Annotated in this window: 14 protein-coding genes; all 14 read right to left on the bottom strand. The window is 69.1% G+C overall.

Annotation, left to right across the window (positions count from 1 at the left end; translation table 11 throughout):
* Positions 1 to 88 precede the first annotated feature (88 nt).
* The 14 genes from ACSDQ9_RS06505 to ACSDQ9_RS06440 all read right to left on the bottom strand — a co-directional run bounded on the left by ACSDQ9_RS06505 (position 89) and on the right by ACSDQ9_RS06440 (position 12,730).
* On the bottom strand, positions 89 to 1,447 hold the full coding sequence (locus ACSDQ9_RS06505; RefSeq protein ID WP_435145150.1) for a type 2 periplasmic-binding domain-containing protein: 1,359 nt from the start codon (positions 1,445 to 1,447) through the stop codon (positions 89 to 91).
* A 382-nt stretch (positions 1,448 to 1,829) separates the two neighbouring features.
* Entirely contained in the window at positions 1,830 to 2,270 is a 441-nt protein-coding gene (rplO, locus tag ACSDQ9_RS06500) for a 50S ribosomal protein L15 (protein WP_435145147.1), read from the bottom strand.
* A gap of 1 nt (position 2,271) precedes the next feature.
* On the bottom strand, positions 2,272 to 2,454 hold the full coding sequence (rpmD, locus tag ACSDQ9_RS06495) for a 50S ribosomal protein L30 (protein WP_022910659.1): 183 nt from the start codon (positions 2,452 to 2,454) through the stop codon (positions 2,272 to 2,274).
* Positions 2,454 to 3,071: a 30S ribosomal protein S5 gene (rpsE, locus tag ACSDQ9_RS06490; protein ID WP_435145144.1), complete on the bottom strand. Its 618-nt coding sequence runs from the start codon at positions 3,069 to 3,071 to the stop codon at positions 2,454 to 2,456. Before rpsE ends, rpmD begins: the two co-directional genes overlap by 1 nt.
* 18 nt (positions 3,072 to 3,089) lie before the next feature.
* A complete protein-coding gene (rplR, locus tag ACSDQ9_RS06485; protein WP_435145141.1) occupies positions 3,090 to 3,473 on the bottom strand; it encodes a 50S ribosomal protein L18 in 384 nt (127 codons plus the stop codon).
* A 2-nt stretch (positions 3,474 to 3,475) separates the two neighbouring features.
* Positions 3,476 to 4,018: a 50S ribosomal protein L6 gene (gene rplF, locus ACSDQ9_RS06480; RefSeq protein WP_435145138.1), complete on the bottom strand. Its 543-nt coding sequence runs from the start codon at positions 4,016 to 4,018 to the stop codon at positions 3,476 to 3,478.
* Between the two features lie 30 nt (positions 4,019 to 4,048).
* Positions 4,049 to 4,456 (bottom strand): 30S ribosomal protein S8, encoded by a 408-nt coding sequence (gene rpsH / locus ACSDQ9_RS06475; RefSeq protein ID WP_435145136.1) that lies wholly within the window; start codon positions 4,454 to 4,456, stop codon positions 4,049 to 4,051.
* Between the two features lie 87 nt (positions 4,457 to 4,543).
* Positions 4,544 to 4,729 carry a type Z 30S ribosomal protein S14 gene (locus tag ACSDQ9_RS06470; RefSeq protein ID WP_435145134.1) on the bottom strand — a complete coding sequence of 62 codons (186 nt, stop codon included), beginning with the start codon at positions 4,727 to 4,729 and terminating at the stop codon, positions 4,544 to 4,546.
* 14 nt (positions 4,730 to 4,743) lie between these two features.
* A complete protein-coding gene (gene rplE / locus ACSDQ9_RS06465; RefSeq protein ID WP_435145131.1) occupies positions 4,744 to 5,379 on the bottom strand; it encodes a 50S ribosomal protein L5 in 636 nt (211 codons plus the stop codon).
* Positions 5,376 to 5,789 carry a 50S ribosomal protein L24 gene (rplX, locus tag ACSDQ9_RS06460; protein WP_435145128.1) on the bottom strand — a complete coding sequence of 138 codons (414 nt, stop codon included), beginning with the start codon at positions 5,787 to 5,789 and terminating at the stop codon, positions 5,376 to 5,378. The genes rplE and rplX overlap by 4 nt, the downstream gene beginning before the upstream one ends.
* On the bottom strand, positions 5,790 to 6,158 hold the full coding sequence (gene rplN / locus ACSDQ9_RS06455) for a 50S ribosomal protein L14 (RefSeq protein WP_435145125.1): 369 nt from the start codon (positions 6,156 to 6,158) through the stop codon (positions 5,790 to 5,792).
* A gap of 199 nt (positions 6,159 to 6,357) precedes the next feature.
* The gene (locus tag ACSDQ9_RS06450; protein WP_435145122.1) at positions 6,358 to 7,260 is read right to left on the bottom strand and encodes an aldose epimerase family protein; all 903 of its coding nucleotides are present in this window, start codon (positions 7,258 to 7,260) and stop codon (positions 6,358 to 6,360) included.
* The gene (locus ACSDQ9_RS06445; protein WP_435145120.1) at positions 7,257 to 10,589 is read right to left on the bottom strand and encodes a DUF5107 domain-containing protein; all 3,333 of its coding nucleotides are present in this window, start codon (positions 10,587 to 10,589) and stop codon (positions 7,257 to 7,259) included. Before ACSDQ9_RS06445 ends, ACSDQ9_RS06450 begins: the two co-directional genes overlap by 4 nt.
* Positions 10,586 to 12,730, bottom strand: a complete 2,145-nt coding sequence (locus ACSDQ9_RS06440) for an alpha-galactosidase (protein ID WP_435145117.1) — start codon at positions 12,728 to 12,730, stop codon at positions 10,586 to 10,588. Before ACSDQ9_RS06440 ends, ACSDQ9_RS06445 begins: the two co-directional genes overlap by 4 nt.
* Positions 12,731 to 12,749: the final 19 nt, after the last annotated feature.

Below are 12,749 nucleotides of genomic sequence, written 5' to 3'. Positions count from 1 at the left end.
CGTGACACTACTGGGGACGAGGAACCCCTCGCCCCCAGTAGGTCACATTTCTCGGCTCGTGGTCATCAACACCACGAACGGCGTCGGATCATTCCTTGCCGGTGTTGATGTAGCTGGTCAGCTTCTTGCCGAAGTCTGCAGCCGACACCTTGGCCTTGATCCACTTGTCGACGACGGTGCCGAGGTTCGAAGCCACGACCGCGTTGTTGGCGATCTTCAGCGGGATGGCGTAGCCCTTGGCGGCCAGCTCGTTGAAGGTCTTCGCGTGAGCGGGCAGCGGCGGGTTGTCCTCCTCCACCAGGGTCTCGAGGCCCTTCACGGCCGGCACGGCGTTGCCGCCACCCGACAGACGAGCCTTCTCACCCTCGACACCGCAGTAGATCGCGGTGAAGGCCTTGGCCAGATCGACGTTCTTCGCCTTGGCGTTGACGCCCATGGCCGCCACGTACACGACGGTCGGCAGGATCTCGTTGCCGGCCATGGTCGGGTAGGGAGCGATGTCGTAGTTGAACTTCAGTTCCTTGAGGTTCGGCAGGATCCAGCGGCCGTAAGGGATGGTCGCGAGCTGCTTGGCGTAGAACAGGGCGTCGACGCCCTGGCCCTTGGGCAGCGAACCACCGTAGGTCATGGTGCCCTTGCCGAGGTGACCCCACATCCACTCCAGCGCCTTCATGCAGGCGTCGTCCTGGTCGATCTGGGCGTCGCCGTTGTCGGCGAAGGGCTTGCCACCGAAGGTGGTCATCCACGACAGCCAGTGGCCGTAGCCCGACTCGAGCACGTGGGCCTTCTTGCCCTTGGCCGTCACCTTGGTGAACAGCTCGTCGACGGCGGCCTGGTCCCACTTGCCGTCCTCGAAGCGCTTCGCGGGATCGTCACCGAAACCGACCTCATCCAGCAGGTCCTTGTTGAACCAGAAGGTGGCCGGGTTGCAGTCCACGGTCACGCCGTAGTACTTGCCGTCACCCTTGGGCTGGCACCAGTCCATCAGGTTGGTGAGGTGCTGGTCGAACTTCGAACGCGAGGCGTCCGACTTCATGTACTCGCCGATCTCGACGATGGCGTTGTTCTCGACGAGCTTGGCCATCATGTTGTCACCGACGTAGAAGACGTCAGGGGCCGAGTTGCCGACGAGCTGGGTCTGGATCTTCGAGGCGTAGTCGCCCGAGACCACCTGGAACTTCACGTCGGTGCCGTACTTCTGCTTGAAGCTCGCGGCGTACTCGTTGAAGCGCTTGGCCTCGCCCGGGTTGGCCCAGGAGCCCCAGCTGATCGAGCCACCGAAGTTGTTGCCCTCGGCCTTCATGTAGTCGGCGGTCTTGTCACCGCTACCGCCGGTGCTGCCTCCACCCGGGCCAGCGCCCGAGCCGCCGCCACAGGCGGTGAGAGCGACCGCCGAGATGCCGGCGGCGGAAGCACCCAACAGGGTGCGTCGGTTGAGAGTGGTCATCGATGTCCCTCCACAGAACTGTCCGAAGCGCCTTCGCCACGGATTGGGTCAAACGTAGCGTCGACAAGCCGGCGCGCCACCATCAGCACGCCCATTGTGTCCCAGTCGTGACCTTCAGGTTCAGGCGGTGTCACCCCGCTAACCGACGGATTCTGCACACACTGCAGCGGCGGATCTCCCCACCCCCGCTGATCGAGTAGGAGCGAGGAACGAGCGACGTGTCGAGATCACCACCCGACACCCACCCACGGTCTCGACACAGACGCTTCGCTCGCTACTCGACCAACGGAGACTCCTGACCGGGGACGGGAGCCGGCGGGCAGGAACGCAACAACGGCGGCCCCTCCGCAGAGGAACCGCCGTTGTCGACGTCGAGTGAGGATCAGAGCTCGGTGGCGGTGCCGCCAGCGGCCTCGATCTTCTGCTTGGCCGATGCCGAGAAGGCATCAACCGAGACGTTCAGCTTGACGCTCAGGTCGCCGTTGCCGAGCACCTTGACCAGGTGTCCAGCGCGCACGGCGCCCTTCTCGACCAGGGCCTCGACGGTCACGTCGCCACCCGAGGGGAAGAGCTCGCCCAGCTTGGCCAGGTTCACGACCTGATACTCCACGCGGAACGGGTTCTTGAAGCCCTTGAGCTTCGGCATGCGCATGTGCAGCGGCATCTGGCCACCCTCGAAGTACTCGGGGGTGTTCTTGCGAGCGCCGGTGCCCTTGGTACCGCGACCGGCGGTCTTGCCCTTGGAGCCCTCACCACGACCCACGCGGGTCTTGGCGGTCTTGGCGCCCGGGGCGGGGCGCAGGTGATGAACCTTCAACGCCATGTCATTCCACCTCTTCCACGACGACCAGGTGAGCGACGGACTTGACCATCCCGCGGATCTCGGGACGGTCCTCCTTCACCACCACGTCGCCAATTCGCTTGAGACCGAGCGTGCGCAGGGTCTCGCGCTGGTTCTGCTTGCGGTTCACGCCAGACTTGGTCTGGGTCACCTTGAGCCGTGCCATCAGTGAGTCACCTCCGCCTTGGCCGCCTTCAGCAGAGCTGCGGGGGCCACGTCCTCGACGGCCTTGCCACGGCGCTTGGCCACGGCCTCGGGCGTCTCGAGTTCCTTGAGCGCCGCAACGGTGGCGTGCACCACGTTGATGGCGTTCGCCGAACCGAGCGACTTGGCGAGCACGTCGTGCACGCCGGCGCACTCCAGCACGGCGCGGGCCGAGCCACCGGCGATGACGCCGGTACCCGGGGAAGCCGGGCGCAGCATGACCACGCCGGCCGCCTTCTCGCCCTGCACGGGGTGCGGGATGGTGCGCTGGATCAGCGGCACCTGGAAGAAGTGCTTCTTGGCCTCCTCGACACCCTTGGCGATCGCCGCGGGCACCTCCTTGGCCTTGCCGTAGCCGACACCCACGGTGCCTTCGCCATCGCCGACCACCACGAGGGCGGTGAAGCTGAAGCGACGGCCACCCTGCACGACCTTCGCCACACGGTTGATGGCGACGACGCGCTCCAGGTACTGGCTCTTCTCTTCACGCTGCTGCTGGCCGCCACGACGGTCGTCCCGGCCGCGACGCTGCTGCTGCTCACCAGCTGCGCCGCCACCGCGGCGCTGAGTTCCACTCATCGCTGTTCCTTTCGTCCGTCAGAGTCCCAGACCGGCTTCGCGCGCTGCATCAGCGAGCGCCGCGATCCGACCGTGGTACTTGTTGCCAGCGCGGTCCATGACCACGTTCTCGACACCGGCAGCCTTGGCGCGCTCAGCGATCAGCTGACCCACCTTGGCGGCCTTCGCCGACTTGTCTCCGGTCACCTGGCGCAGGTCGGCCTCCATGGTGGAGGCGCTGGCCAGGGTGCGACCATCGACGTCGTCGATGACCTGCGCACCGATGTGGCGCGCAGAGCGGGTCACGACCAGGCGGGGACGCTCGTGCGACCCGTAGATCTTCTTGCGGCCACGAGCCTGACGACGCAGACGCGAGGCAGCGCGGCTCGCCATTCCCTTGCGGGGACCAAACGAGAGAGCCATGATCACTTACCAGCCTTTCCGACCTTGCGGCGCACGTGCTCGCCGGCGTAACGCACGCCCTTGCCCTTGTAGGGCTCGGGCTTGCGGATCTTGCGGATGTTGGCCGCAACCTCACCGACGACCTGCTTGTCGATGCCCTGCACCGAGAACTTGGTGTTGTTCTCGACGACGAACGTGATGCCCTCGGGGGCATCGACGATCACCGGGTGCGAGAAGCCGAGCGCGAACTCGAGCTGCTTGGGGCCCTTCGAGATCACGCGGTAACCCACGCCGACGATCTCGAGCTTCTTCTCGTAGCCCTCGGTGACACCGGTGACCATGTTGTTCACCAGGGTCCGGGTCAGGCCATGGAGCGACTTCGACAGCCGCTCGTCGTTGGGACGAGCGACCTCGATCTGGCCCTCGTCATTCTTTCCGATCGTGATCGGCTGGGCGACGACGTGGTTCAGGGTTCCCTTGGGACCCTTCACCTCGACGGCCTGGCCATCAATGCTCACCTCGACACCGGACGGAACGGTGATCGGGAGCCTGCCAATACGCGACATTGTTTTCTTCTCCTCCTCAGACTCGTCCGGTCACCACACGAAGGCGAGGACTTCGCCGCCCACGGACTTCTCGTGTGCCTGTCGATCGGTCAGCAGGCCCTGCGAGGTCGAGATGATGGCCACGCCGAGTCCACCGAGCACCTTGGGAAGGTTGCCCGACTTGGCGTAGACCCGCAGACCGGGCTTGCTGATGCGACGCACGCCAGCGATGGAACGCTGACGGGTGTCGCCGTACTTGAGGGTCAGGGTCAGCGTCTTGCCGACCTCACCCTCGGTGGGATCCTCGACTGCGAAGTCAGCGATGTAACCCTCGGCCTTCAGGATCTCGGCGATACCCACCTTGATCTTCGAGCTGGGCATGCTGGTCGTGTCGTGGTACGCCTGATTGGCGTTGCGCAGACGCGTCAGCATGTCTGCGATGGGATCAGTCATGGTCATGGCTGTTCAGCCTCTTTCTCGCCCCGGTTTCACACGTCCGCACTCGGACGAGGACCTGTGGCGCTCAGATGTGGAAGGTGGGGTCACTCACCAGGAGGACTTGATGACGCCGGGGAGTTCCCCACGGTGCGCGAGCTCGCGGACGCATACGCGGCACAGCCCGAACTTGCGGAAGACGGCCTTGGGCCGTCCACACTTGGTGCAACGGGTGTACGCACGCACGGCGAACTTGGGCTTGCGCGACTGCTTGACCTTCAGAGCGGTCTTTGCCATGTCAGTACCTCAGCTCACTTCTTCTTCTTGGAGTAGAAGGCCTTGCCGCGCTTGGGGCCGGTCTTCTTGGGGTCGTCAACTTCCTTGAAGGGGAAGCCGAGGTGCTTGAGCAGCGCACGACCCTCGGCATCGGTCTTCGCCGTGGTGACGAAGGTGATGTCCATGCCGCGGGTGCGGTCGATCTTGTCCTGGTCGATCTCGAGGAACATGACCTGCTCGTTGAGACCGAAGGTGAAGTTGCCCTGACCATCGAACTGGTTGGAGTTCAGGCCGCGGAAGTCGCGGATGCGGGGCAGAGCCAGCGACAGCAGCCGGTCGGCGAACTCCCACATGCGGTCGCCGCGCAGCGTGACGTGGCAGCCGATGGGCTGGCCCTCACGCAGCTTGAACTGGGCGATCGACTTGCGGGCCTTGGTGACCTGGGGCTTCTGACCGGTGATGGCGGTCAGGTCCTTGATGGCACCGTCCATGATCTTCGAGTCGCGAGCGGCCTCACCGACACCCATGTTCACCACGATCTTGGTCAGACCGGGGATCTGCATGACGTTGGGGTACTCGAACTCCTGGTGAAGAGCGGGCGCGATGGTCTCGCGGTACTTCTTCTTCAGGCGGGGCAGCTCGCGGGTGGCCTGAGCGGTCTCGGTGGTCACTTGCCGGCCTCCTTCTTCGCGGTCTTGGCGGGCTTGTCAGCCTTGGCCGACTCTTCCTTCTTCAGGTAGCGCACCGAGCGGAAAGTGGTGTACTCCGAGCCGTCTGCACGACGCTTGGTCACCTCTTCGCGCTTGTAGCCGACGCGCGAGACCTGGGCATCGGCACCGGAGCCGACGACCAGCTGCACGTTCGAGACGTGGATCGGTGCCTCGGACGAGATGATCCCGCCCTTGGTCTGCTGACCCGACGCGGTGGCCTGGTCGCGCAGGTGGCGCTTGACGATGTTCACGCCCTGCACGGTGACGCGCTGACGCTCGATGTCGACGGCGATGATCTCGCCGATGGTGCCGCGGTCCTTGCCGGCGATGACCTTGACGCGGTCACCCTTCTTCACGTGGAGCGACTTCATTCAGATCACCTCCGGGGCCAGCGAGACGATGCGCATGAACTTCTTCTCGCGCAGCTCACGGGCGACGGGGCCGAAGATACGGGTGCCGCGGGGCTCCCCGTCGTTCTTCAGGATGACCGCCGCGTTCTCGTCGAACTTGATGTAGGAGCCGTCGACGCGACGGGCTTCCTTGACGGTGCGGACGATGACGGCCTTGACCACATCGCCCTTCTTGACGTTGCCGCCGGGGATCGCGTCCTTGACGCTGCACACGATGGTGTCCCCCAGGCCGGCGTAACGGCGCTTCGACCCACCGAGAACACGGATGCACAAGAGTTCCTTGGCACCAGTGTTGTCGGCGACCTTCAGCCGCGACTCCTGCTGGATCATTGATGCTCCTCTGCCCGACCGGTTCCCATGGCTGGGCCTGTCCGGACTCGTGGTGAACCCCCTGGATTTTGCCAGGAGGCATCCCGCACGCGAACGTGTGGGAGTTGCCAAACTCCAGGAAAGGTCCCCGTCGGGGGTGAACCCGAGGGCACAGACCTGGACACAACCGCTCAAGCGTATCCCAGGCCGACGCTGCGACCTAATCGCGGACGAGGCCTCCGGCCAGCTCGAGATCCACCCACCAACGCAGCGGTGCCGCCCCGGTCAACCGCGGCACACCGGGGCCGGTGGCCCCGTCCGTCGAGGCGGTGGCGGGTTCGATGGCGACCACCGGGGTGTCGGCGTATTCCGCCGGGTCGAACCACAGGGCACAGCCGGTCGCCGCCCCTCCCCAACGCAGGGTGAGGGAGCGGTCGTCCGCGGTCTGCAGGGTCACCTGCGGCGAGGCCTGAGAGTCCTGGTCATGGCGCCCCAGGTACCCGGGGTGCCCCAGATGCTCGGGATCGACCGCCCACGCCTTCCAGGCCTGGGCGCCGGAACGCGCCGCCGGCGGAGGCTGGCCGGTCCACGGGTGCCGCACTCCCCTGCCGGGATGGGTCTCGACCACCTCGGTCAGGCCCGGCACCACCACCCGCTCGGGGGCCACGAACTGCGGATGGGCGGCCCACAGGAACGGCAGCTCCTGGGCACCCCCCAGCCCGGTGTCCGCGAGCAGGGTCGCCTCGTAGTCGAACCGGAAGCCCTGCGGGGTCGCCGTGATCACCCGGCGCAGCGCGAACCCCAGGTCTGGGTCAGACACCTCGGCGACCAGGGTGTCAGCCTGCCGGACAACCAACCAGGGGCGATGCCACAGGCTGCCGTGGTCGGGCAGCAGCCGGCCGTCGGGCAGGGTGACGGGGTCGATGGTGGGGGCACACTCGTCCCACCCGCCCATCTCGGCGTCGACGAAGCTTGCCTCGGCTTCGCGCCCAGGCCGGCACGGGGCCAGCCACTCGAAACCCCTCGCGTCGGTCAGCGAGGTGATCTTCGCGCCGCGCTCGGGCCACACCGTGAGCGCGCCCGCTGGCCCGGTCAGTGTGGGCCATGGGATGCCGGCCGTCACGCGGTGCGCTCGCTCAGCCACAGCAGCAGGTGGTGCGGCACGCGCCGGCGCGCCTCGGCCAGTGCCGGGCCGCTCGTGACGCCGGCCAGCAGTTCGAGCTGGGCCCGCAGCACGGCCACCTGGTCGTCGCGGTCGGCGTTGGGGTGCCGCACGAACAGCAGCAGTTGCGGCAGTGAGGTCGCGAAGTGGTCGATGCGTGCCTCGGTCGCCGCCAGCTGGTCGGTGAACCTGGTGAGGTCGGCGACCAGCGCGTCCGCCGCGTCGTGCTCGCCGAGGCGCCGCAGCGCCACCACCTGGAAGAAGGTGAGGTCGGAGTGCTCGGTGGTCGCCATCTCGCGGAAGTCGCCGGACGACTCCGCCGCCCGCCGCCACGCCGCCCTCGCCTCGGCGTCGCGCTCGGCGTCCCCGAGCGCGAGCAACAGGTGGGCGTGGTTGGCCAGCAGGTGCCGGTCCTCCCCCAGCGAGGCGGGCGGACGAAGGGCCGCCCCAACGTGGGCCGGGGCCTCGTCCGGGTGCGCCAGGGCGGCGGCCAGCTGGGCGGCCTCCCAGGTGGCGAGCGTCTGCCCCTCCCCGCCCTCCCAGGGCTGGAAGTGGCGGGCCGTCATGGCGTTGATGGCCTGGTCGGCCCGTCCGGTGAGCACCAGCAGCCCGGCGTGGCGGGCGGCCAGGTCGTGGCGGCGGGTGACCACCTCGGGCTGGCGGTCGAGCCGGGCCAACCGCTCGGCCGGGTCGTCGCCGCGCAGCTGGGCCAACTGGTCGAGTTCCGAGAGCAGTTTGGGATCGTCCGGCGCCAGCTCGCGGGCCCGCTCGTACCAGGTCCAGGCGGCCTCGACGTCGTGGTGGTGGTTGTGCGCGACCAGCCCCAGGCAGCGGGCGACGACGGCGCTCGGGTGCAGGTTCCAGCTGCGCTGCCAGGCGCGTTCGGCCTCGTCGGGGCGGCGCCAGTGCATCAGCCAACTGCCCAGCAGGGCGGGAGCGAGCCAGCCCTCGGGGTCGGCCTCGGCGGCCCAGCGCAGCACCGCGACGTCGTCGTGGTCGATCGCCAGCGCCCACCGCGCGTCGGCCGAGCGGGCGTCGACGAGCGCCTGGCGAACCGCGTCGTCGTCGGCACCCGACCGGGCGAGGACGAAGGCCCGGTGGTGCGCCACCAGCGCCGCGGCGCCGGTCATGCCCTCGACGGGCGCGGCCTGCTCGGCGGCGGCCAGGGCGGCGAGGGCGTCGGCCCAGGATCCGCAGCGCTCGAACTCCTTGGCCACGTCGAGCCAGGTCAGCGGGTCGGCCAGCGTGCCGCCCGCGAGCACCCTGGCCCACGCGTCCAGCGGGTCGAGTTCGCGGGTGCCGGCCAGCAGCGCGGCGGCGTCCTCGTCCAACCCCAACCTCCGCAGGGCGACGACGGCAAGATTGCGGGCCTCGAGGTGCTGGGGCAGCGTCTCGACGAGCGTCAGCAGCCGCTCGGCCGCCGTCTCGTTCTCACCGCGGAGCAGTTCGATGCGGGCCAGGGCCATCTGGGCGGGAGCCCACCAGTGACCGTCCCAGCCGGCGCGCGCGAGGATCGCCCACGCCTCATCGAGCCGGCCCTGCCGGGCCAGCGTGAGGCCCAACAGGTAGTGCGCCTCGGCGTCGCGCGGGTTGAGGTTGAGCGCGTTGGTGCGGGTGACGGCGGCGCGCAGGTAGGTCTCGGCGGCTGCAAAGTCGGCGGCGCGGAACCGGCGGAGGCCCATGCCGGTGTTGCAGCGCACGTCGCCCGGGTCGCGGCGCAGTGCCTCGAGCCACCAGGTCTCGGGCGAGCGGGTCGCGTGCCGGTACTGCTCCAGGTGCGAGCCGATGAACCACAGTTCGTCGTTGCTCGCGACCTCGTCCGCTGGGCGAGGTTCGACGGCGGGCGGGGGCACCGTGAAGCCGTCGGAGGCGTGGTCTGCCTCGCCGACCGGACGAACGCTGAGCACGCGTCGTCCCTCGCTGACCACCCGGGCCTCGACGGCACCGGCGACCGGCAGGGCGACCTCGCGGAGCACCGGCGCGGAGGCCGCCAGCTCACCCAGGGGCAGGGTCTCGACGACCTCGCCGTCGACCAGCACCTCGACGGCGCAGTCCGCGAGCCGACGGGTGGCCTGCACCCCGACGCGGGCGACGTTCCCCTCGACCACCAGGCTGGCGGCGGCATCGGGATTGGCCTGCTGCACGGTGCCCAGCTCACCGATCGGGTACCAGAGCTGGCTGAAGGTCTTGGTCTCCCCCGGCTGCAGGAAGGTGAAGTCCGGTTGGTTGTTGGTGTAGACGCCGGCCATCAGCTCGACGTAGTGGCCGCCGTCGTCGGTGAGCGCCCGATCCCAGGCGTGACCGAACTCGTGATCGCCCCACGTCCACTGCTTCTTGCCGGGCGAGACCTCGCGGCTGGCCCAGTGCACGAAACCGGCGCGCCGGGCGTGGTCGTAGCCGCCGAAGTACTCATCGGCGGTGTCGAGCACCATGTAGCTGGTGGGCACCGGAATGTTGCGGTACCAGTCGAGCCGGTCGGCGTCGGGGTGCTCGGGTGTCACCCGGGCCGGGTAGTCGACCCCGTAGTAGGGGCGGTCGGCCCTCGGGAAACCGGTGGTGGCGCGGTTGGCGTGATCGGCCACGAAGCGCACGTCGTTGGGGAAGAACGACTGGTAGTGCTCGTCGACGCGGGCGGCCACGTTGGCCCACCACAGGAAGGTCTGGGTGATGTCGGTGCGGTTGTGCAGCCGGGCCAACACCTCGATCACGGCGCGATCGGGGTACAGCCTGATGCCGTGCATGCCCTTCATGCGGGTGAGCGGGTCGTGGTCGGAGCACCAGACGGTGACCGAACCGTCGCCGCCGTGCTCGACCTCGACCTCGACCGGCAGGTAGGTGGCCGGACGATGGTGCTGCGGCCAGTTGAACTCGACTCCACCGGCGATCCAGGGGCCGGCCAGCCCCACCAGGGCGGGCTTGATCACGTCTTGCCGGTGGAAGAAGTCGTGGTCGCGCACCCGGTCGTAGCCGATGTGGATGCGCCCGCCGAGTTCGGGCAGCACCACCAGCCGCAGCCAGTCGTTCTCGAGGTGCACGGCCCGCCACGCGTGCGGCACGGCCTCGGCGGCGATCGACTCATAGAGCGGCATCGGGTAGACCGCCCCGGACGAGCCCTGGTAGACGCGGTTGCCGAGGAACTCGGGGTGCGCCGAGGGGCTGTCGGGGTGGTAGGTCGGGAGCGTCAGCGGCTGCTCCCAGACGGCCACCCGGTCGGCGGCCAGGTCGTCCGGTCGAGTCGGCAGGCCGACAGGGTCGTGGGGGGTGGCGACGTGGGGGGCATGGGTGGTCATCGGACGATCTCCAGGTGGATCAGCAGGCCGGTGTCGGGGTTGAGGCGCGGGCCCTCGAGGCCGATCTCGGCCAGCGCGCGACCGGTGGTGGTGAAGGGTGCCTGCAGCCAGGCGGGTTCCGCGGGGGTCGGCGCGGTCATCGGTACGGCCTCGACGCGGTAGCGGGCATCGGGGTCGAGGCCCTCGACCCGCCAGCGTTCGGGCGGCCAGGTCGCGGGACGATGCAGCACGAGGTAGCTGAACAGCGCCTCGGAACGGTCGGCGGCCACCACCCCGCGGACGGCGATGGCGGGGTCGCTGTCGAGGTGCACGACGCGGCCGTCCCCTTCCGCGCCCCCGTGCAGCAGGTCGCGGTACCGCAGGTGCACGCCGATCCAGTGGCCGAGCTCGTCGAGGTCGGACTGGGGCAGGCGTTCGAGGGGGGCCTCCACCCCGAAATGCCCGCCCAGCGCGAGCAGTCCGCGCAGGTCGCGGGAGGGGGATCGTCCGGTGATGTGGTCGGGCGAGGCGCCCAGGTGGGTGCCGATCACCTCGGGCGGCAACAGCAGCTCGGTGACCGCCAGGATGTGGCTGCGCTCGTGGGGGTCGTTGATGTCGCTGGGCCACATGCGTGTGGCGATCTGCATGATGCCCAGGTCGGCGCGGCCTCCGCCCGACGAGCACGACTCGATCTGCAGCCCGGGGTGGCGCTCGATCAGGTCGCGCATCAGCTGGCGGGCCGCCAGGGTTTGGGCGCGCACGGCCGCTCGTCCGTCGGCTTGGTGGCCGGCGTCGAGCAGGTAGCGGTTGTGGTCCCACTTGAGGGCGTCGACGCCCACCTCCGCGATCACTCCCGAGATCTGCTCGAGCACGTGGGCGTAGGCCTCGGGGTGGGTGAGGTCGAGCACGTGCTGGTGGCGGCTGGGCAGACCGGGGCCGTGGCCGGCGTCGAACAGCCACTCGGGGTGGGTGCGCGCCAGCTCGGAGTCGAGGTTGACCATTTCGGGCTCGACCCACAGGCCGAACTCCAGGCCCAGGTCGTGCACGAGGTCGGCCAGCGGCTTCATGCCGTGGGGGAACTTGGCGGGGTCGATCGTCCAGTCACCCAGCGACGAGGTGTCGTCGCGCCGCCCGGTGAACCAGCCGTCGTCGACCACCAGCCGCTCGACGCCCAGGCTCGCGGCGCGGCGGGCGCACTCGGCCAGGGTGTCGGGGTCGACGTCGAAGTAGACCGCCTCCCACGAGTTCCAGGTGACGGGGCGGGTGGCCGCCCGCTGATTCGGCCACGACCGGACGAGGGCATGGAACCGCGCGGCCATGGCGTCGGTGCCGGCCCCGTGGCTGCCGAACAGCGTGGGCGAGGTGTAGCTCTCGCCGGGAGCGAGCACGACCTCGCCGGGCAGCAGCAGTTCACCGGCCGACAGGGTGCGGGTGTCGTAGGGGGTGCGGGTGGCGACGGCCACCTGCGAGCCCGACCAACCGAGATGGATGCCCCAGACCTCGCCCCGGCGGTGGCCGAAGTCGTCGCTGCCGGCGATGGTCACCCACGGGCTCTCGAAGCCGGGCTTGCCACCGCGGGACTCGCGCACCCAGTGGCCGACCTGGAACTCGCGCCGCTGCGGGGTGCGCTCCTGGGCCCAGCGTCCGGTGACGTCGAACAGGGTGCGGGCGCGGTGCGGCACGGGCAGGTGCAGCTCGAGCGCGGTCAGCTCGTAGGGGGTGTCGCCGGTGTTGGTCAGGCGTGCGTCCGTGGTGAGCACTCCCCCGGCCACCAAGGCGAGGGTGACCGACAGTTCAAGTCCGCTCGTTTCGTCGACGGCGGTCACGGTGAGCGCGTGCTCGTCGAGCCGGTGCTCCCGGTGGCTGAAGCTCGGCGCCCACGCCGTGTGGTCAGCGCGGCGGCCGGCGATGGCGGGCCGCTCGACCCAGCCGTCCGTGAGCTGGGGCAGCACGCTGACCGGCTGGGGTGCGTGCACCTCGGAGTCGCCGATGGTGGCGGTGGTCTGGGTCACGATGGCCTCGAGGTCGTCCGCGGTGAGGTCGCCCAGGTCGGCGCCCCAGTGCAGGATGCGCGGCAGGCCTCGTCCGAGCTGCACGACGACCGACACCCCCTCTCGACGGAGCTGGACGAGGGTGGGGTCTGCGGTCGCCGGAGTGGTCACCGCACCACTGTGCCGCGGG

The sequence above is a fragment of the Aestuariimicrobium soli genome, from assembly GCF_051192575.1.
GTDB lineage: Bacteria > Actinomycetota > Actinomycetes > Propionibacteriales > Propionibacteriaceae > Aestuariimicrobium > Aestuariimicrobium soli.
This window is presented reverse-complemented; position numbering and strand designations above follow the sequence as displayed.

Excerpts from the sequence above, each read along its gene's own strand:
- ACSDQ9_RS06505 (WP_435145150.1), bottom strand. The coding sequence starts at position 1,447 with ATGACCACTCTCAACCGACGCACCCTGTTGGGTGCTTCCGCCGCCGGC.
- rplO (WP_435145147.1), bottom strand. The coding sequence starts at position 2,270 with ATGGCGTTGAAGGTTCATCACCTGCGCCCCGCCCCGGGCGCCAAGACC.
- rpmD (WP_022910659.1), bottom strand. The coding sequence starts at position 2,454 with ATGGCACGGCTCAAGGTGACCCAGACCAAGTCTGGCGTGAACCGCAAG.
- rpsE (WP_435145144.1), bottom strand. The coding sequence starts at position 3,071 with ATGAGTGGAACTCAGCGCCGCGGTGGCGGCGCAGCTGGTGAGCAGCAG.
- rplR (WP_435145141.1), bottom strand. The coding sequence starts at position 3,473 with ATGGCTCTCTCGTTTGGTCCCCGCAAGGGAATGGCGAGCCGCGCTGCC.
- rplF (WP_435145138.1), bottom strand. The coding sequence starts at position 4,018 with ATGTCGCGTATTGGCAGGCTCCCGATCACCGTTCCGTCCGGTGTCGAG.
- rpsH (WP_435145136.1), bottom strand. The coding sequence starts at position 4,456 with ATGACCATGACTGATCCCATCGCAGACATGCTGACGCGTCTGCGCAAC.
- ACSDQ9_RS06470 (WP_435145134.1), bottom strand. The coding sequence starts at position 4,729 with ATGGCAAAGACCGCTCTGAAGGTCAAGCAGTCGCGCAAGCCCAAGTTC.
- rplX (WP_435145128.1), bottom strand. The coding sequence starts at position 5,789 with ATGAAGTCGCTCCACGTGAAGAAGGGTGACCGCGTCAAGGTCATCGCC.
- rplN (WP_435145125.1), bottom strand. The coding sequence starts at position 6,158 with ATGATCCAGCAGGAGTCGCGGCTGAAGGTCGCCGACAACACTGGTGCC.
- ACSDQ9_RS06445 (WP_435145120.1), bottom strand. The coding sequence starts at position 10,589 with ATGACCACCCATGCCCCCCACGTCGCCACCCCCCACGACCCTGTCGGC.